Origin of the sequence: Mesorhizobium sp. B2-8-9, from assembly GCF_006439475.1 — a bacterium.
Classification (GTDB): Bacteria; Pseudomonadota; Alphaproteobacteria; order Rhizobiales; family Rhizobiaceae; genus Mesorhizobium.
Map to the genome: position 1 here is coordinate 421587 of NZ_VFTQ01000001.1, position 19009 is coordinate 440595.

16 protein-coding genes and 1 pseudogene are annotated in these 19009 nt (G+C 64.2%); 11 read left to right on the forward strand and 6 right to left on the reverse strand.

Going from position 1 to position 19009, the window contains the following annotated elements:
* The first annotated feature begins 54 nt into the window (after window positions 1–54).
* From FJ423_RS02165 to FJ423_RS02180, 4 genes and pseudogenes are all read left to right on the forward strand, one after another.
* Window positions 55–828, forward strand: coding sequence for an SDR family oxidoreductase (locus FJ423_RS02165; protein WP_181174695.1), 774 nt, complete (start codon window positions 55–57; stop codon window positions 826–828).
* A gap of 51 nt (window positions 829–879) precedes the next feature.
* Complete coding sequence (locus FJ423_RS02170) at window positions 880–1191, forward strand: putative quinol monooxygenase (RefSeq protein ID WP_095766458.1); 312 nt, start codon at window positions 880–882, stop codon at window positions 1189–1191.
* 1 nt (window position 1192) lies between these two features.
* Window positions 1193–1318, forward strand: a pseudogene (locus FJ423_RS33990) (AbrB family transcriptional regulator); the annotation flags it as partial.
* A 156-nt stretch (window positions 1319–1474) separates the two neighbouring features.
* Window positions 1475–2227 carry an SDR family NAD(P)-dependent oxidoreductase gene (locus tag FJ423_RS02180; protein WP_140838852.1) on the forward strand — a complete coding sequence of 251 codons (753 nt, stop codon included), beginning with the start codon at window positions 1475–1477 and terminating at the stop codon, window positions 2225–2227.
* 34 nt (window positions 2228–2261) lie between these two features.
* Here FJ423_RS02180 and FJ423_RS02185 read toward each other — a convergent pair whose 3' ends face one another.
* The gene (locus tag FJ423_RS02185) at window positions 2262–3149 is read right to left on the reverse strand and encodes a LysR family transcriptional regulator (RefSeq protein ID WP_140838790.1); all 888 of its coding nucleotides are present in this window, start codon (window positions 3147–3149) and stop codon (window positions 2262–2264) included.
* A gap of 145 nt (window positions 3150–3294) precedes the next feature.
* On the opposite strand from FJ423_RS02185, the gene FJ423_RS02190 reads away from it, so the two are divergent.
* From FJ423_RS02190 to FJ423_RS02200, 3 genes are all read left to right on the forward strand, one after another.
* The gene (locus tag FJ423_RS02190; RefSeq protein WP_140838792.1) at window positions 3295–4830 is read left to right on the forward strand and encodes an MFS transporter; all 1536 of its coding nucleotides are present in this window, start codon (window positions 3295–3297) and stop codon (window positions 4828–4830) included.
* 110 nt (window positions 4831–4940) lie between these two features.
* Window positions 4941–7052 (forward strand): TonB-dependent siderophore receptor, encoded by a 2112-nt coding sequence (locus FJ423_RS02195; protein ID WP_246680060.1) that lies wholly within the window; start codon window positions 4941–4943, stop codon window positions 7050–7052.
* Window positions 7052–8269 carry an MFS transporter gene (locus tag FJ423_RS02200; RefSeq protein WP_140838794.1) on the forward strand — a complete coding sequence of 406 codons (1218 nt, stop codon included), beginning with the start codon at window positions 7052–7054 and terminating at the stop codon, window positions 8267–8269. The genes FJ423_RS02195 and FJ423_RS02200 overlap by 1 nt, the downstream gene beginning before the upstream one ends.
* Before the next feature lie 9 nt (window positions 8270–8278).
* On the opposite strand, the gene FJ423_RS02205 is transcribed toward FJ423_RS02200, so the two are convergent.
* The 4 genes from FJ423_RS02205 to FJ423_RS02220 form a co-directional block, all read right to left on the reverse strand.
* The gene (locus FJ423_RS02205) at window positions 8279–9412 is read right to left on the reverse strand and encodes a siderophore-interacting protein (protein ID WP_224626765.1); all 1134 of its coding nucleotides are present in this window, start codon (window positions 9410–9412) and stop codon (window positions 8279–8281) included.
* Between the two features lie 91 nt (window positions 9413–9503).
* The gene (locus tag FJ423_RS02210) at window positions 9504–9818 is read right to left on the reverse strand and encodes a nuclear transport factor 2 family protein (RefSeq protein WP_140838796.1); all 315 of its coding nucleotides are present in this window, start codon (window positions 9816–9818) and stop codon (window positions 9504–9506) included.
* A 157-nt stretch (window positions 9819–9975) separates the two neighbouring features.
* On the reverse strand, window positions 9976–10752 hold the full coding sequence (locus FJ423_RS02215) for an alpha/beta hydrolase-fold protein (protein WP_140838798.1): 777 nt from the start codon (window positions 10750–10752) through the stop codon (window positions 9976–9978).
* A 4-nt stretch (window positions 10753–10756) separates the two neighbouring features.
* The gene (locus tag FJ423_RS02220) at window positions 10757–11923 is read right to left on the reverse strand and encodes an ATP-grasp domain-containing protein (protein WP_140838800.1); all 1167 of its coding nucleotides are present in this window, start codon (window positions 11921–11923) and stop codon (window positions 10757–10759) included.
* 440 nt (window positions 11924–12363) lie between these two features.
* Here FJ423_RS02220 and leuA point away from each other — a divergent pair, with 440 nt between their 5' ends.
* The 4 genes from leuA (at window position 12364) to FJ423_RS02245 (ending at window position 17969) form a co-directional block, all read left to right on the forward strand.
* Window positions 12364–14094, forward strand: coding sequence for a 2-isopropylmalate synthase (gene leuA / locus FJ423_RS02230; RefSeq protein WP_140838802.1), 1731 nt, complete (start codon window positions 12364–12366; stop codon window positions 14092–14094).
* Between the two features lie 326 nt (window positions 14095–14420).
* Window positions 14421–16208, forward strand: a complete 1788-nt coding sequence (locus tag FJ423_RS02235) for a hypothetical protein (RefSeq protein ID WP_140838804.1) — start codon at window positions 14421–14423, stop codon at window positions 16206–16208.
* Window positions 16209–16413: 205 nt separating this feature from the next.
* Complete coding sequence (locus tag FJ423_RS02240) at window positions 16414–17217, forward strand: alpha/beta fold hydrolase (RefSeq protein ID WP_140838858.1); 804 nt, start codon at window positions 16414–16416, stop codon at window positions 17215–17217.
* 134 nt (window positions 17218–17351) lie between these two features.
* Window positions 17352–17969 carry a hypothetical protein gene (locus FJ423_RS02245; RefSeq protein WP_095766446.1) on the forward strand — a complete coding sequence of 206 codons (618 nt, stop codon included), beginning with the start codon at window positions 17352–17354 and terminating at the stop codon, window positions 17967–17969.
* Here the strand turns inward: FJ423_RS02245 and FJ423_RS02250 are convergent.
* Window positions 17959–18894 carry a metallophosphoesterase gene (locus tag FJ423_RS02250; RefSeq protein ID WP_140838806.1) on the reverse strand — a complete coding sequence of 312 codons (936 nt, stop codon included), beginning with the start codon at window positions 18892–18894 and terminating at the stop codon, window positions 17959–17961. The two genes, FJ423_RS02245 and FJ423_RS02250, sit on opposite strands and share 11 nt — an antisense overlap.
* Window positions 18895–19009: the final 115 nt, after the last annotated feature.

Below are 19009 nucleotides of genomic sequence, written 5' to 3' on the forward strand. Positions count from 1 at the left end.
GAACGGCAGGCAGGCAATGGCCTACGAAGGATGGCAACTCGGAGGCCAGCCGACATGACGACACTTGCCATCCCCGATCTTGCCGGCAAGGCGGTGCTGGTCACCGGCGCTTCGACCGGGATCGGCGCGGCACTTGCCCGTGCCTATGCGGCGCAGAAATGCCGCGTCGCGCTGCATTTCAATGCAAGCCGCGCTCCCGCCGAAACCGTGGCCGGATCCATTCGCGACGGTGGCGGCGAGGTGTTCCTGGTCCAGGGCGACTTCTCGAAACCTGCCGACGTCGAGCGTGTGGTCGAAGAGAGCGCAAACCATTTCGGCCGGCTCGACGGCCTGGTCAACAATGCCGGCGGCATGCTTGGCCGCGTCGCCTATGCCGACCAGGACGAGGCGCATTACGACGCCGTGATGGACCTCAATGCGCGCTCGGTGCTTACCGCTTCGCGCAAGGCGATTCCCTGGCTGAAGCGCCAGGGCGGCTTCATCATCAACACCACCTCGATCGCCGCCCGTAACGGCGCCGGCGGCGGCGCCGGACTTTACGGATCGTCCAAGGCCTTCGTTTCCAACGTGACGCGCGGCATGGCCAAGGAGCTGATCGGCTTCGGCATCCGCGTCAACGCTGTGGCGCCCGGCACGATCTTGACGCCCTTCCACGAACGCTATTCGAACGCCGAGCAGATCAAGGCCATGGTCGCCACCATTCCGCAAGGGCGCGCCGGAACGCCGGAGGATTGCGTCGGCGCTTACCTGTTCCTGTCGTCCGATCTGTTGAGCGGTTACATCATCGGCCAGGTGATCGAGGTCAATGGTGGCCAGTTGATGCCGTGAGCGGTCGACTGCATACTCCATGCAGCGCACAACCTGGAGGAGATCAAGGGCATGTACGGACTGATCGGCAAGATGCGGGCAGCGCGCGGCCAGCGCGATGCGGTCATGGACGTGCTGCGCGAAAGCACCGGCGCTCTCCCCGGCTGCCTGAGCTACATCATCGCCACCGATCCAGCCGACGCCGACGCCATCTGGGTCACCGAAGTGTGGACCGACCAGGCGAGCCATAAGGCATCGCTGCAGCTGCCGGAAGTCCAGGCGGCGATCGCCAGGGCGCGTCCCTTCATCGCCGGCTTCGAATTCCAGATCGAGACCCATCCCGTTGGCGGCTTCGGCCTTCCTGCGCCCGAAAAGGCCGGGTGACATCGCCGCCGCGGCGCAGAACGTCGACATCTCTTTCGTCATGGCCTTGCAGACAGCGCGCTTCCTTGTCGTGCTGCTCATTGGGCCAAGCGTAGCCAGGCTGGTGGCGCGAAACGTCGGGGCCTGATCCGAGCTATCCAATGCCAAAGGAATTTCAGGAAAAATGCTCAGCAGCTTTCCGTCCGGAATTGCGTAAAAATAGAAAATCAGAGGAGGTCAGCAATCCTATCAGGATGCTGAATTGCTCTGAGTGAGCGGAGGAGAAGTGCCCATGGAACGCCGTTTGAACGCCGTCGATCTTTCCGGCCGCGTCGCCGTGGTGACCGGCGGCGCGCAAGGCATCGGCCTTGCGGTCGCCCGGCGCCTGTTGTCGTCGGGCGCCGGCGTTGCCATCTGGGACGTCGACCAGGCCGCAATGACCCGGGCTGTCGCCGAGCTCGCTTCGCTCGGCCGCGTTGAAGCCATTCTCTGCGACCAGTCCCAGATCGAGGCCGTCGATCGCGCGGCCGCCGCGACTGAGCGCTCGCTTGGCCCCGTCGATCTCCTGGTCAACAATGCCGGCATTGCCGGGCCGGCGGCGACCGTGGCGGACTACGACCCCGCCGCCTGGCGTCAGATCGTCGATATCGACCTCAACGGCGTCTTCTACTGCTGCCGGCGCCTGGTGCCCGGCATGGTCGCGCGCAATTACGGCCGCATCGTCAACATCTCCTCGGTGGCCGGCAAGGAAGGCAATCCGAATGCCGCCGCCTATTCGGCCGCCAAGGCCGGCGTGCTGGCGCTGACCAAGTCGCTCGGCAAGGAGCTCGCGGGACACGACATCGCCGTCAACGCGCTGACCCCCTCGCCCGCCCGTACCAGAATTCTCGAGCAGCTCACGGAAGCGCAGGTCGCTTATATGCTCGGCAAAGTGCCGCGCGGCCGCTTCGTCGAGGTGGAAGAGGCCGCCGCGATGATCGTCTTCATGCTGTCGGACGAGAACTCTTTCACCACCGGCGCGACCTTCGATCTCTCCGGCGGCCGCGCGACCTACTGACCATCCCCGCGGAGCTTCGTTTGGATTGCCGGGCCTATCGCCCCGCCGCAAGCCTCTCGGGAAGAAAATCGACGAAGACCCGGACCTTCGGCGAAAGATGGCGATTGGACGGCCACAGCATGCGGAACTGGCCGCGGCCGTCGACATGGTCGTCGAGCACGGCGCGCAGCCTGCCGTCATGCAGCGCCTCCCGCACCAGGAAGTCGGGCATGCAGGCGATGCCGAGACCGGCAATCGTAGCGCCCTTCAATGCCTCCATGTTGTTGCAGGTCAGCATCGAACGGATCTGCGGCTCGGCGCTCCCGGTGATGAACGGCCAGTTGAGCAGCCTGCCGCTGTTGAGAAAGCGGAAGTGTATCCCGAAATGTGCCGCTAGATCCGCCGGCGTGCCGGGCGTGCCATGGCGATCGAGATAGGAGGCGGCCGCGCACAAGATCATGCGAAAGGGCGCGACCGGCCTCGACACCAATCGCGAATCGGGCAGCTCACCGCTGCGGATCGCGACGTCGATACCCTCGTCGATGACGTCGACGATGCGATCGTTGAAATCGATGTCGAGCTCGATTTCCGGGTATCGCGCCATGAATTCCGACAGCACCGGCAAAAGCAGATGATAGGTGACGATCGGCGTTGAGATGCGCAGCCGGCCATGCGGCGTTTCGCGTGTACGCGACAGCATCGCCTCCGCGTCTTCTATGTCGTCGAGGATGCGGCGCACCCGCTCGTTGAAAAGCTTGCCCTCCTCGGTCAGACCTATGCGCCGCGTGCTGCGCTGCAGGAGACGCACGCCGAGTTCCTGCTCGAGCCGGGCGACGCTCTTGCCGACGGCGGAGGCGGAAATGCCGAGCGCTTGTCCGGCGGCGACGAAACTGCCGAGCTCGGCGGTGCGGGCGAAAGCCAGAAGGCCGTTGAGACGATCCATGGTGAACCTATTCGAGCGTTTTGTTCCGAGATGAACGGAGATTTAATACTATTTTGCCGGAAACGTCGCCGCCCTATCTTGTCGTTGCGATCGGCTGTGCCAGTCAGGACATGCCGGCAAAATCCCGCCTCGGATAGGAAAATCCATGACTTTGATGACCAGAACCGGCCCGGCCGGCAGATGGCTCGTGCTGCTGTCGGTTTGCCTTGCCGCCATGACGATGCCGTTGAGCTTCACCGGTCCCGCCGTGGCGTTGTCCCGCATTGCCGCCGAGCTCGGCGGCAGTCCGATCGAGCTCAATTGGGTGACCAATGCCTTCATGCTGACCTTCGGCGCCGGCCTGATGGCGGCCGGAGCGCTGGCCGACACCCATGGCCGCAAGCGGATCTTCCTCGCCGGCCTCACCGCCTATGTGCTTGCCGCGCTGGGCTGCATGCTGGCGCCAGGCATCGTCTGGTTCGACCTGTTCAGGGCCCTCCAAGGCATAGGCGGCGCTGCCGCCTTCGCCGGCGGCGCCTCCGCGCTTGCCCAGGAATTCGACGGGCAATCGCGTTTGCGCGCCTTCAGCTTCCTCGGCACCAGCTTCGGCATCGGCCTTGCCTTCGGCCCTGTTGCCTCCGGCCTGCTCATCGACGCGTTCGGCTGGCGCGCGATCTTTCTTCTGGTGGCGGTGCTTGGCGTTGCCGCCGCCGCGCTCGGCCTGCGCATCGTCGCCGAATCGCGCGACCCGGACGCAACCGGGCTCGACTGGGCGGGAGCCGCCACCTTCACCATCGCGCTTGCCGCGCTGACCTGCGGCGTGCTGCAGGCGCCCCAGAGCGGTTGGGCCAATCCCCTCGTTATCGCCCTCCTCGGCGTTGCAGCCATCTTCTTTGCCGCCTTCGTCATTGTCGAGCGGCGGGTGCGCCGGCCGATGCTGGACCTGACACTGTTTCGCTTCCCGCGTTTCGTCGGCGTGCAGTTCCTGGCCGCCGCACCTGCCTATGCCTTCGTCGTCTTGCTCGTGCTCCTGCCGATCCGCTTCATCGGCATTGAGGGGATGAGCGAGATCAAGGCGGGGCAATTGATGATCTGCCTGTCCGGGCCGCTGCTGATCTTGCCGCTGCTGGCCGGCCAGACGGCACGCCGGATCGCCCCGGCCACCATCTGCGGTGTGGGCCTCCTCGCTGCCGCGGCCGGCCTGGTCTGGCTCAGTTGCGTGCCCGTGGCGGACAACGCGCTGCTGCTCCCGCTGGTCTTGGTCGGCATCGGCATCGCCTTGCCCTGGGGACTGATGGACGGACTTGCCGTCAGCGTCGTGCCAAAGGAGCGCGCCGGCATGGCGGTCGGCATATTCAACACCACCCGCGTCGCCAGCGAGGGCGTGGCCCTGGCTATCGTCATGGCGGCCTTGTCCGGTTTCACGGCCACGCAGCTTGGCGCTCAAGGATTGGCCTCGCCTGCCGAAGCGGCCGCGGCGGCACAGCTACTGGCAACCGGCAATATCAGCGAAACGGTGCAACATCTGCACTTGGCCGACGCCAGTGCCCTGGTCCAAGCCTATGAGACGGCTTTCGACCGGCTGCTCATCGTGCTGGCGACGATCACCGTGCTCACCGCCGTCGTCGTCTTCTTCGGCTTGCGTCGCGGATCGCCGTCGCAACAAGACGTCGCGCCTGTCCCGGCCTGCCTGGAAGGCTGACGCCATGTGACGCCGTCAAGTCCGGCGAGGTATCAAAAAAATACTTGACTCTCTTACTCATATTTGAGAGCGCGGAGGCGCAACCAAACATGAGGATTGGAGACAAGTTAATGACGAAGCGGTCGAGGACGTGGCGCCGGGGATTATCATTGCTGGCGGGCAGCGCCATCCTCGGCCATGCCTGGCCGACAATTGCCCAGGAAGGCGGCGACGCCACCGTTCTCGACAGGATCGAGGTGACCGCCGAGAGCAACGAGATCCTGAAGCAGGACGGCTACGTCGCGAAGAAGGACCGCATCGGCACCAAGACCGACACGCCGATCGCCAGGATCCCGCAGGCGGTCTCGGTCGTCACGCAGAAGCAGATCGAGGACCAGAAGCCGCGTACACTGAACGACGCGCTGGGCTACACGGCCAGCGCCAATCCAAACAGCTTCGGTTTCGACACGCGCTACGACGCCTTCTTCCTGCGAGGCTTCCAGGCCTTCTACAACGGCATGTTCCGCGACGGGCTGCGCCAGTACAACGGCCCTTCCGCCTGGTTCAAGACAGAACCTTACGGCATCGAGGGCGTCACCATCCTGAAGGGACCGGCCTCCTCGCTTTACGGCGTCAGCGGTCCGGGCGGCATCGTCAATGTCGTCACCAAACGCCCCAAGGACGAGCCGTTCCATGAGATCGAGTTGCTGGCCGGCGAGCACAACCGCTTCCAGGCGGCGCTCGATGCTTCCGGGCCGGTCAATGACGACGGCAGCATTCTCTATCGCTTCACCAGCCTCGGCCGTCTGAGCGGGACCGGCCTGCCCGACTATCCCGACGATAAACTCTATCTGGGGCCGGCTGTCACTTTCAAGCCGGACGAGGACACCAAGCTCACCATCCTCGGCGAATATTCGAAGTCCGTCACCGGTGGCACCGCCGCCTTCTACAACTCCGCCTATGGCGTGCTGTCGAACGTCTATGAAGGCGATGCGTCCTGGAATGATTTCACCCAAGATCAGGGGCGCATCGGCTACGAGTTCGAGCACCGCTTCAATGACTGGCTGACCGTGCGCCAGAACCTGCGCTACAACGCCGTTGACTCGGATATCGAATATAGCGGCCATTACTCGATCGGCGCCGATCAGCCGCTTGAGCGCTACTGGGGCCACTACACCGAGACGATGAAGAACTTCGTCGTCGACAACATGGCGCAGCTCGAATTCGACACGGGTCCGGTGCGGCACACCGTGATTGCCGGCATCGACTATGCCTGGTCGGACTATGACGCCGGCAGCGGGCTTTCCTATGTCTCGGTCGAGGATATCAAGGCCGCTCCCGTCCCCCATTTCGGCGGGCAGGAGATGAACCAGCTCGGCGTCTACCTGCACGACCAGATGGAGTGGAACGATTTCACCCTGTTCACCAGCGGCCGCTACGACTGGGTCGACACCACCTCCACCGCGGCGGATTTCAGTCAGTCGAAGCAGAAGGACAGCGCCTTCTCCGGCCGCGTCGGCCTGTCCTATCGGACCGAATGGGGCATCATCCCCTACGTCAACTATTCGACCTCGTTCTCTCCCAACATCGGCTTCGTCTATGACGACGTCTCGAGTTCCGTCAGCCGCGTCGCCCGCCCGACCATCGCCACGCAGACGGAGATCGGCGTCAAATACGAGATCCCCGACCACAACGCGACCGTCAGCGCCGCGCTGTTCGACATCGACCAGAAGGACGGCGTCGTCTTCGACGCCTCCACCGGCATCAACAAGCAGCGCCAGCTCGACCTCAACTCGCGCGGCGTCGAGCTGGAAGCCAATGCCTCACTCGATAATGGCTTCAGCGTCATCGCCTCCTACACCTATCTGCGCGTGAAGATCGAACGCGGCGCCGAAGGCACCGACGGCAAGGAACTGTCGGCCACGCCGAACCACATCCTGTCGCTCTGGGGCCATTACCAGTTCGAGAACGGCACGCTTGAAGGGCTTGGGCTCGGCGCTGGCGTGCGTTTCGCCGGCGCGAGCTACGGCGACGACACCAATACTTTCAAGAACGACGCGCGCGCCTTCGTCGATGCCTCGCTGTCCTATGATTTCGGCTATCGCAACCCGAGGCTCGAAGGCGTGAAGCTGCAGATCAACGCCAAGAACCTGTTCGACAACCAGCAGGCAATTTGCTCGGCCGGCTATTGCTACCGCGACGAGGGCCGCTCGCTGTTCGGCAGCCTGCGCTATCGCTTCTGATGTCGGTCTCCGTCTCGAACCGGGCCGCCTCGTCGCCGGCGGCCATCGTCGCTGCGATCGGCGGCCTCTATGTGGCGCAGAGCGTGATCGGCGGCATCACCTGGACGGGTCTCCCGGCCGTGATGCGCGACCAGGGCCTGCCGCTCGACCGCATCGGCCTGCTCACCCTGATCGCCATGCCATGGGCGCTGAAGTTCCTGTGGTCGCCGGCGGTGGAGCGCTACCGGCTTCCGCCAGCGGGCAGGAACCGCACCGGCGCGATCGTCCTCATCGGCGGCCTCATCTCCATCACCGGACTGCTGGCCATCGCCCAGCTCGGTCCCGCCACCTTCTGGCCGGTCGTCGCCTGCCTGACGGTGGTCGCCTTTGCCGCCTCGACGGTCGACATCGCCTGCGATGGCTTTGCGGTGCAGAACCTTGCCGGCAAAAATCTCGGCTGGGGCAATGCCGCCCAGGTCGGCGGCGCCTATCTCGGCTCGGCGATCGGCGCCGGTCTCTTGCTCTATCTGGTCGAAATCCACGGCTGGCGCGTGGCGGTGTCGGCGATGGCCTCGCTGCTGGTGCTGCTCGGACTGCCTTTCCTGCTCGGCATCGCCGGCCGATCGCGCGAGGAAGTACGCGAACACGTGCCCGCGCTCGGCACGGCGCTGCGGCGCCCGCAGATACGCCGCGGTCTGGCGGCGTCGGCGATCTACGTTCTGGCGCAGAAGGCGGCGCTGACCATGCTCGGCCCGTTTCTGGTCGATGCCGGACTCAGCCTTTCCACGATCGGCCTGGTCAACGGTGTCGGCAGCATGGTTCTCGGCGGCGCGGCCGCCCTTGCCGGCGGCGCTCTTGTCCGATGGCTGGGCACGCGCAGCGTGCTTGTGCTCGCGCTTATGCTGCAGGCCGGATCGCTGTTCATCCTCGCGGCCTTCGCGCTTTCCGGCGTTTTCCCGGCAGGCCCGCTGGCGGCCGTCGCGACGCTGAGTTCCTCGGGCATCATGGCGCTCGGCTTCGTGGCGCTCTATGCGCAGTTCATGCGCTGGTCGGATCCGAAGCAGGCAGGGGTCGATTTCACGCTTTTCCAGTGCATGGATGCCTTGGTCAGCATGGCGGGCGGCATCCTGGCCGGCTATGCGGCGCAGCATCTGGGCTATGGCGCACTGTTCGGCGGCGCGGGCGTCGTCGCGCTGCTGGCGGTGCCGGCCATCGCCATGGTCAGCGATCGCAACTGAAAGATTGAACTATTCCTCGCCGGCACCGTCTCCGCCCGACGCGCCGCGGCGCCAATAGGCGGTGACAAGATGCCGGTTGCGCGACAGGGCCCATTCCTTGCGCACGGTCCGGCGGATGTCGCGGAAGTCGGCGAACTCGCATCCGGCCCAGACAAAGAGATCGTCGGCCCCGCGGCCGCGCTCGCGCAGCGCTTCCGGCAGCAGGCCGGCCCGGCCTGCTTCGCGGCCATGCCGATAAAGCCAATGGACAGCGATGTTCTCGCCCGCCGCCAGCATCACCCGGTCTTGCGGACCGTCAACCTCGATGAAGGCCTCGGCACGGACGGACGGCGCAAGCTCTTCCAGCATCCGGCCGATCGCCGGAAGCGCGGTATCGTCGCCCAGAAGAAGCAGGTTTGATGCCTCGGGCACATCGCCGCCGCCGGGGCCGATCATGCCGATGATGTCCCCGGCTCTCGCATTCTGCGCGAAACTCGCAGCCGGCGTCTCGGCGCCGGGATGCAGCACGAAATCGATGTCGAGCCAACCCTCGGCCACGTCCAGCGCGCGGATCGTGTAGACGCGGATGGTGAGCGCATCCTCGCCCGACGGCCAGACGATCAGGCCGTCCGCGCCCATGGTCGGCCAAACCGCCTGCCGTCCGGCCGGCGGCAGCAGAAGCCGAACATGAAATCCGCCATGGGCGAAGCGTCCGAGGTCGCGGCCGCAGAAGCGCACGCGTTGCATATGCGGCGACAACCGCCTCGAGGACAGGACCGATATCTCGCGGAAGAATATCGGCGTGCCGGCATCCTTGCCGTCTCCTTGCCAGCGCAGGCCTTCGGTGGTGCTGAGATGCGCGGCGATGTGGCCGGCGAAGATCATCTTCATGTAGGAGAGGCAGGTCTCGTCCTCCGCCGCGACACGGACCAGCACGCCGCGGTCGTCGAATGAGGCATTCAACGTGCCGTAATGCATACGGAATTCCCATTGGCCGGCAACGCCGGTGTCGCTTTCATAATCGCCGTGCTCGGCGCGCAGCCTGTCCATCACCGCGCGGATGTTGTCGTTTTGGATACGGGTTTGCGCGCTCAAGAGCTTCATCGCCGGGCCTTCCGATATCGACGAGATCGGCCGAAGCCCGATATCGCCAAGCGCCGGCATGCCACAGCGCCGGCGGCATTGCCACAAAAACATGATTACAATGGTCATATTTTTGGACGATGCCGCACGAAGGTCGCGACGCATCCGTTCTTCAGCTGATGACCAGGCTCGCGATCCGGTCGCCGTTGAGCGTGAAGGCCATGTCGCCCTCGCCGTTGAAGCCGTTGCCGGTCACGGCGACGCGGGCATGGTAGACGCCGTCGCGCTCCGCGATGCGAACGATGCGAAGGTTGGACTGCACGCCGATATTGTCCGACTGGTTCCACCGCGCGACGCTATCGCGGCCACGGAAATCGCGACCCCAGTCGCTGAGGAAAGCATCGTCTGTGAATGTGGCCAGAAAGGCTTCGGTATCGGCTGCGTTGGTTGCTTCGACAAAGCGACGGATCGGATCGGGTGTGGTCATTGGTCTGTACATTTTGAGGTGTGTTGAGATTCAGGTCAGGCCGAGACGAAAATGGTGGCTTCCGAGAACCGGAGCGGAGCGTACTTCATGTACGTGAGCACCGGAAGCGCAGGAAACCGCCATTTGCAGGCCGGCCTCACCTGAATATCAACGCACCTCAGTCCAACCTGTGCATGAGGTCGTCATCCAGCCAACGGCCGAAGAAATAGACGAGCTGCTTATGCCACCACGGCCAGTCATGGCTGACGTCGCCACCCCAATAGTCGACCCAGGCCGGGATCGATTTGTCGCGCAGCACCTGTTCCAGCTCGCGCGTTTCGACCAGCATGCGCTCTTCCCAGGCGCCTTGGCCGCAGCAGAAGATCAGCCTGAGCGCCCTGAGCCGCCCGAGCAGCTTCTGGTCGACGATGCCGGGCAGATAGTCGAGCGGCGAATTGAAATAGATGTTGCCTTCAAGCACCCGGCCGAAGAAATCGCGGGCCGAATAGACGCCGGACAGCGAGATCACCCCGCTCGCCAGCTCCGGGAAGCGGAACACGAAATTGGATGAGTGGTAGCCGCCCATCGAGCAGCCGCAAAACAGCGGCTTCAAAACGCGGCCACCGTTGGACTTGGCGGCAACCGCCTGCAATTCCGGCAGCGCTTCTTCGCGCACGTAGCGGAAATAGGCTTCGTGGCGGGCGATGCGTTGCGCCGGGTCGGCATGCTTGTCGAAGAAGGATTCCGAATCTACGCCGTCGAGCGTGAAGAGCTGGATGCGGCCGGTGTCGATGAAGTCGGCAAGCGCGCCGACCCCGCCCGAATCCTCGAGCTGGTAGAACCGCCCTTGCGAGGTCGGGAACACCACCACCGGCCGCCCGGCATGGCCGTAGCGCTTGTATTCCATGTCCCGGCCGAGATTGCGGGCATGGCCCTTGTGATAGGAGACGTCCATCGGCTCAGGCCTTTTCTGCGTGGATGTAGTCGACCGCCTGGCGCAGCGCCTTCGGATCCTTCGAACGCATCTGGTAGGCGTAATTGCCCATGGCGCGGCTGAAGACCTCTTCGATGGCCTGATGGTGGACGATCTTGTCGCCGTGGGCGGCTAGCACGTCCCCATGGCTGTGCAAATAGTCGATGTGGCGTTTGCGGCTGGCATAGGCGGTGAAATACTTGCCCTTGTAAGGGCCGCCGGCGGCATCCTTGACCACCATGTCGGCCCAGGCGGCATAGACGTCGATGTCGAATGTGTAGTTGATGGCGTCGGTCATCCAGGCGCCGGGCGGCCGCATGTTGACCTCGAGCGCGATGACGCGCTTGTCGCTGGTTTCGAACAGCTCGATATGGAAGAAGCGCTCGCGTACGTCGAACGCCTTGAGGATCTTGCGGCCCGCCTCCTCGACTTCCGGGCTGATCTCGGGAAAGCAGGTGTAGCTCATGTGGCGGTCGCGGTTGACCGCCTCCATGATGCTCTGGTCGTAACGGTGGCTGGCCGCCAGCACCACCTCGCCATCGCGGTTGACTAGCCCGTCGAAGGTCACCACCAGCCCTTCTATGAACTGCTCCATGACGAAGGTGACACCCTCCGGCTTGTCCTTGAAGAACCGGTCGAGCTCCTTGGCGTTGGAGATCTTGAAGGTGTTCGAGGCGCCGGAGCCCGAATCCGGCTTGACCACCACCGGAAAGCCGACGCGGCGGATGAAGGTCATGGCGCCGGCGCGGTCGGAGCATTTGCGCTGCGGGATGGTCTCCACGCCGCTCTTGCGGAAGAAAGCGCGCATACGGCTTTTCCGCTTCAAGTTCTTCACGAAATCGAGCTTGGTGCCGTAGATATTGAAATCGGTGCGGATGTTGGCTTCGAGTTCGAGCCAATGCTCGTTGAGCGACTCGAAGCGATCGATGCGGCCCCATTTGTGGATGAAGTGCCCCATCGCCCGCAAAACGGCGTCGTAATCTTCCATGTCGGCGATGCGGTAATATTCCGAAAGCGCCGCCTTGAGCTTGGCGTTCAAGGTTTCGTAAGGCGCATCGCCGATGCCGAGCACGGTGGCGCCCGCCTTTTTCAGCCGGTCGCAAAAATCGGTGCCGTTGGCCGGGAAATGCGGCGAGAAGAACACGAAATTCATGGACGAACCCCTCCCCGGAGCTTCGCTCGGTGCCAAGCCTTCGAAACCAAGTCTGGCGCATTTGCGAGGCGCGGGGAAGACTGTCCGCACCGGCGGCGATATTAGGCAAGGGCGTTCATTCATGCGTCCCGCTTGCCTCCGACGGGCCGCTCCTGTAAGAGAGCCGGCATGACCACGCGCGTCCGCTCCGTCGCCTCCTCTCGCACCGGCTTTGCCGGCGAGACCGCGCGCGCGCTCGCCTCGACCCTGCTTCTTCTCGGCCTTATCGGCGATCGCCGGGTTCGCTGAAGGAGCGCCCGGCGGTCGAAACCGCCGCTCAAGGCGCATGCTCCTTGGCCAGACTTTGGCAAAGTCACATCAAGCGAACGAATTTTTGGTAGAGGCGACGCTCGCCACCCATCCGCCTGAAGCGGGCATGCGGGCCGCCGGGAGAAACGACGATGAACGCACGAGAAGAAATCCGCGCCGGCGAGGCTGAAAGCCGGAAGCGCGCGGCCGGCCACATGCCGGATGCAGCACGCAAATACCAATCCTACCCGACCGTCGGCCTGACCGACCGTACCTGGCCGAACAGGACCATCGACAAGGCGCCGATCTGGTGCTCGGTCGACCTGCGCGACGGCAACCAGGCGCTGATCGACCCGATGGGTCATGAGCGCAAGGCGCGCATGTTCGCGCTGCTCCTCGACATGGGCTTCAAGGAGATCGAGATCGGCTTCCCCTCGGCCTCGCAGACCGATTTCGACTTTGCCCGCTGGTGCATCGAGGAAGGCGGCGTCCCCGCCGACGTCTCACTCCAGGTGCTGGTGCAGTGCCGGCCCGAGCTGATCACGCGGACCTTCGAGGCGCTGAAGGGCGCGCACCGCCCGATCGTGCATTTCTACAATTCGACCAGCGAGCTGCAGCGCCGCGTCGTGTTCGAGAAGGATGTCGCCGGCATCAAGCGCATCGCCACCGACGCCGCCAAGATGATCACCGACATGGCCGCCAAGGCCGGCGGCGGCTACCGCTTCGAGTATTCACCGGAGAGCTTCACCGGCACCGAGCTCGAAGTCGCGCTGGAGATCTGCAACGCCGTCACCGAGATCGTGAAGCCGACGGCCGACAACAAGCTGATCATCAACCTGCCGTCGACGGTCGAGATGTCGACGCCCAACGTCTATGCCGACCGCATCGAATGGATGTGCCGCAACCTCGACGCCAGAGAGAACCTGACCGTCTCGCTGCATCCGCACAACGACCGCGGCACCGGCATCGCCACCACCGAGCTCGGCCTGATGGCTGGCGCGGACCGCGTCGAAGGCACGCTGTTCGGCAATGGCGAACGCACCGGCAATGTCGATATCGTCACGCTGGCGCTCAACATGTTCACCCAGGGCGTCGATCCGGAGCTCGACTGCTCCGACATCAACCGGATGAAGGACGTCTACGAATATTCGAACCAGCTGAAGATCCCGGAACGTCACCCTTATGTCGGCGAGCTGGTCTACACGGCTTTCTCCGGCTCGCACCAGGACGCCATCAACAAGGGCATGAAAGCTCTGAAGAAGGCCAACACCCCAATCTGGGAAGTGCCCTATCTGCCGATTGATCCGGCCGATGTCGGCCGCACCTACGAGGCGATCATCCGCATCAACTCGCAGTCCGGCAAAGGCGGCATCGCATACGTGCTGCAGGCAGATTACGGCCTCAACTTGCCGCGCAATCTGCAGATCGAGTTCAGCCAGGCGATCCAGGCGATCACCGATGCGGAAGGCAAGGAAGTGCCGGCCAGGCGCATCCACGAACGCTTCCTCGAAACCTATGTCGACCAGCCCGGCGCGCGGCTGAAGTTCCTCGACCATCGCACCTATCCCGATACCGAGGTGAAGGGCCGGCGCATGGTCGAAGCGGATATTCTCGACAATGGCAAGGAAGTGACCATCACCGGCTCGGGCACCGGCCCGATCGACGGCTTTGTCGATGCGCTCTCGCGCCATGTCGGCGTCGACATGTCGGTGCTCGACTATTCCGAGCATTCCCTGCAGCGCGGCTCCAACGCCTCGGCGATCTCCTATGTCGAGATGGAGTATCCGGGCGGCAAGCTGTTCGGCGCCGGCATCAACACCAACATTGTCGCCGCCTCGCTGGAGGCCGTAGTTTCGGCCGCCAACCGGATCATCGGCGGCTAGAGCAAATTCCAGGAAAAGTGTGAGGCGGTTAGGCTCGGCGGTTTCGCCGTAGCCTTCCGTCCGGAATTGCGGTCAAACAAAAAATTGAGCGGTTCACCGTTTCGTGAAACGGTGAACCGCTCTAGCCGGATGATCTGATTCAGCGATGGAGCTGGCGCATTCCAGCTTGCACCACGCTGCAGACGCGGACGCGAATCTGCCATTCGTTAACCGCCGGAGGAATTTCCGGTGGCTTACGCGATCACATAATAGAAGCATCCTTGTGCGCCGGCGCGAGCGCTATATTATCGCTCCCTAACCTGTGCCGACTTCGAAAGGTTCGACACTTGGAGCATGCCCCGCCTGCCGCCCCCGCAGTGCGCGAGACATTGGAGCGACTGCTTGCCAGCGAAACGTTCGGCCGATCCGAGCGTGCCCGCAGGCTATTACGCTATCTGGTCGAACGCGAGCAGGCCGGCGAGGCGGACAGGCTGAAAGGCGTTTCCATCGCCATGGACGTCTTCGGCAAGGACGGCGATTTCGACGCCTCCACCGATGCCGTGGTCAGGGTTCAGGCCGGTCGTCTGCGCGAACTTCTGGAGCAGTATTTCGCCAATGAAGGTGTCGCCGAGCCGGTGCGCATCGCAATCCCGCGCGGCGGTTATGTCCCGTCCTACGAGCCGAATGCGATCCGCCTGCCCGGCGACGCCAGGTCCGCCTCCAAAACCGTCGCGCAGCGGTCCGACGCTTTGGCCGAAGCCGCTCCGGCCGCAACCGAACATCTCGACACCTCTGCCCCGGGCGAACCTGCAGCGCTGATGGGGCCGGCAGCACCCGCCCAGTCGCTCACGCGGCAATTGCGGTTCTTCTGGGCTGCCATGGCTCTGGTCATTGTCATGCTCGGCGTGCTCATCGTGCGTCAAGGCAATGCCTTCCTCAACGGCGGCGACACTGCCGCGACAGCCGAAACGGCGCGCCTGGCCGGCACCGCCCAGTCCGGATTCGACTCCCTGCCGCTGATCTACATCGCCGTCAAAGCCGATGGAGCGGAGGCGGCTCGCGTCGCGTCGTCGCTGCGCGCCGGGCTTGCGGGTTTCGACACTATCGATTTCATCGGGCGCGATGCGGATTCGACGCGTGATCGGTCCGCCGATCCGATCAGTTTCGTTTTCGAAATTGTTCCCGGGCCCGCTGCCGGCGACGTCACGGTGGAGTTGCAGAGCGTCGCGACCGGGCGGGTTCTCCTGTCGCGCAACCTGACATCAGCCGAGAGCGCCCCTGGCGCGGTTGAAGGCAACGTCGCCAGCCTTCTCACCTCGACCGTTCCCGCTTCGGGCGCGATCTACAGCTACATCGACCAGAGCGACATCCGGACCAGCCAGATCGGGTGCCTGGTGCTCGATGACCGCTATTATCTCGACATGAGCGCCCAGACGCACGAAATTGCGTATCGCTGCCTGGAGAAGCTGGTCGGCGAGGGCACCAAATCGTCGCTTGTCTACGCGGAGCTGGCCGCGCTTCATGTGGAAGCCGTCACCGCGCACTATGCCTATCCGCCGGAAGCGACGCTCGAAAAGGCCATGTCGCTTGCCCACCGGGCCGTCCAGATGGGGCCGATGAGCCCGCACGCGCATCGCGCCTTTGGCTACGTCAACTCGCGTCTCGGCAACACGGACGAAGCGATCCGATTGATGCGAAAGGCTTACGAACTCAACCCGTACGACCTCGGCATGGCCGCCGCCTATGGCTACGGGCTGATCTTCGCCGGCAAATATGATGAGGGGACGCCGATCCTGGACCACGCGGTCGAAGCCTTCAGCGGCCATCCAACCTGGTGGGATTATGGCCTTTTCGTCGGAGCCTTCATGCAGGGCGATATGAAAAAGGCCGCGCTCGCCAGCGAGTCGCTGCGCACGACGGCATCAAAGTCGCATTACCTGGCCGCGCGCCTGATCGGCGCCAGGATTTCGGGACGCGACAAGCTGGCGGGCGAGCTTGCCAACGAGCTCACCGCGCAATTCCCGAAGTTCGCCGCCGACCCGCGCGCGACATTCGTCGATCGCAAATACCCCCCGGATCTCACCGATCGGCTGGTTCAATCCTTGCGGGCCGCTGGGATCGGCAACCCGAGCTAATCCAACTCTCCATACTCATCTGGGCCACACGAATGCCGGAGCACCAAAGTATGACGCTGTGATCCGGCATATATTAGGACATTCTTGCGCATCGAGCGCCTGACAGGGCGCTGCGGTCGCGAAAATTTTACTGGCCATCAATCCGGTTCGGGAGCAATTCAGCCACAATTTGAAGCTCCTGCCTTGTTCACCGCCCCATTTTTTCATGCGCCCATTCCCTTATGCGGTCGAAAGCGGCGCCCGTCCGAGGACGATCGTGCTTCTGCACGGCTTCGGAGCATGTGGTGAGATCTGGCGTGACGTCGCGGCCTCGCTGGCGGCGCGGGCGAGAGTGTTGGCCTATGATCTGCCGGGCCATGGACAGTCCCTGGAAAGCGAAGGCCTGGGCGGCGCCAAGCCAGCCGCGCGAGCCATCCTCGCCGATCTGGCCGCCCGCCGGTTGGGCAAGGTCCATCTCGTCGGTCACTCAATGGGCGGCGCGGTCGCGACATCGATGGCGCTTGCCGACCCCGACAGGGTGGCCTCGCTTACGCTGTTGGCGCCCGGCGGTTTTGGCCCGGAAATCAACGCCGACTTGCTGCGCCGCTACGCCGCCGCGGCCAGCAGCAACCAGGTCCGCGCCAGCCTTGCCGCCATGTCGGGTCCGCGAAGCGTGCCGCCCGATCACGTGGTGGATGCACTCTGCCGGATGCGCAAACGGCCGGGCCAGTTGCAGACCCTGATCGATATGGCGGCCGCGATGTCGAGGGATGACCGGCAAGGGATCATCCCCCGCGCGCAGTTGGATACGCTTGACATGCCGGTCATGGTCGTTTGGGGAGCGGAGGATCCGCTGCTGCGGGTTGAGCAGGCCGAGGCGCTGCCGTCGCATTTCCATCTGCATCATGTCCTTGACGCAGGTCACATGCTGGTCGAGGAAGCTCCTGACCTGATCGCCGAAATCGTGCGTCGCAACGTGCGGCGGCGAGGCAGACGGTTGCGTCCACCGCTGGACGCTTCGGCGAGTTGATCTCTCCCGGACCGATCTCGAAACGTCCCTTACCCGCTTTCGCCGGACCGCGGCAGTCGCGCGGTTCGTCGTCGGCAGTGCATTTTGCCGGCGACTGTGGTAACTCGCTGTTAACCAACAGTGAGGCAGCCGCCATGACGGATGCAGGCGACAAAATCACCCCGATCGAACCATCGCGAAAGCTCGCCGATGCCGTACGCGACGTCAAGAACGCCTTTGCCGACCGCGATGACGTGGTCGTCGACATGCGCGAGGCGCACCGCATGCGACTCGATCTTCTGGCGAGCGAGCTTGCCCCGGTCTTTGCCGATGTCCCGGCCGACATGGACAGCTTCGACTTCGCCGTCTCGTCCGGCCTGCAGCCGCGGCTATGGATCGATGCGGTGAGCCATGTCGCCATGGGACGCGACCGCCGCACCTATCGCTTCCTCAGGGATACGCGCGTCGGCCGCGTGGTGCTGGCCGAATCGACCGAGATGAAAGCCGTTGCCGATGCGGTGATGCGCTACGTGGCCGAGCGTGTCGTCGAGCGGCAGCGCATGATGGAAGGGAGCGTGGAGAGCGCCGTTCGCGGCCTGCATCGCCCCGTGGTCCAGGAAGCGGAGCCGCCCATCCGATCCGAAAGCGGCCGCAATGGCTGGACGACCTTCTTCGCCGGCCTCGGCCTGATCGCCGCAGGCGCCCTTGTCGGCCTGGCGGTTTCGCTGGCGTTGTTTTGGGACCGCATCATGCAGATGAAGATCAGCTTCTGACGAGCTGGCGCGCCGTGCCGGCGGGCACATCGAGGTCGATGGCCTGCAGGTCGGCAGGCGGCAGGGCTGGTCCCGTCAGGCCGCGCCGGATCAGGCGAAGACGCCAGTCGCCCTTTTCACCGTCGATTTCGAAGATGTTGTATTGCGCCGGCGGGTGTTTGCCGCCGGGCGCCTGGCCCGCGGCGGCAACCCCGACCACGGGCACCTTGGCGCCCCGTGCGCCGATGGTGAACAGTGACGGCAGATGCGAATGCCCGTGCAGGACGAGTTCAGCGCCATGACGTCGAATGACCTTGTGAAAGCGAGTGATGCCGAACAGCCGCTTATGCTGCGGGACGGCACCGCGCACCGGAGGGTGGTGGATCATGATGGCGCGGAACAGCCCTTGCTCCGCGGCATCGTCGAGGATCTTGGCGAGCCGCTCGGCCTGCCCTTCCATGAAGAAGCCGTTGGCCATGAAGGGCGCGGTGGCGCGCGCCGTGGTGACGCCGATCAGAGCGACATTGCCGCGTACGCGCAGATACGGAAAGGAATTGCGGTCGACTGGACTGTTGACGCCGTCGCCCGTCATCCAGGGAGCCCACGACCGGCAGACCTTGTCGAAGGCGCCCGGCACATAGGCGTCGTGATTGCCGGGGACCACGGAAACGTCATTTGGCGATCCAAGCGTCTCCAGCCAGTGCTTGGCCATCTCGATCTCGCCATCGAGCGCCAGGTTGACGAGATCGCCAGTGACGGCGAGGTGGTCGGGCGTGCCGGCCTTGATATCGGCGACGATGGTGTCGATCACCGCGTCATGCATATGGCGGCGGCGATTGCGCTGCCAGTTGACATAGCCCAGCACGCGCTTGGAGGCGAGGTCGCGATAGGTTACATCGGGCAGCGGTCCCAGATGAGCATCGGAAATATGCGCGAGCCTGAACATGGCCCCTTCTTAAGCGACGCCGACGAGGCTTTCCACTCACCGTTTGCTGTTTCGCCCAAGCAGGTTCCGCAAAAGTGTCCCATGGTTTTGCGGCCGGAGCCCGCGAAAAACAGTG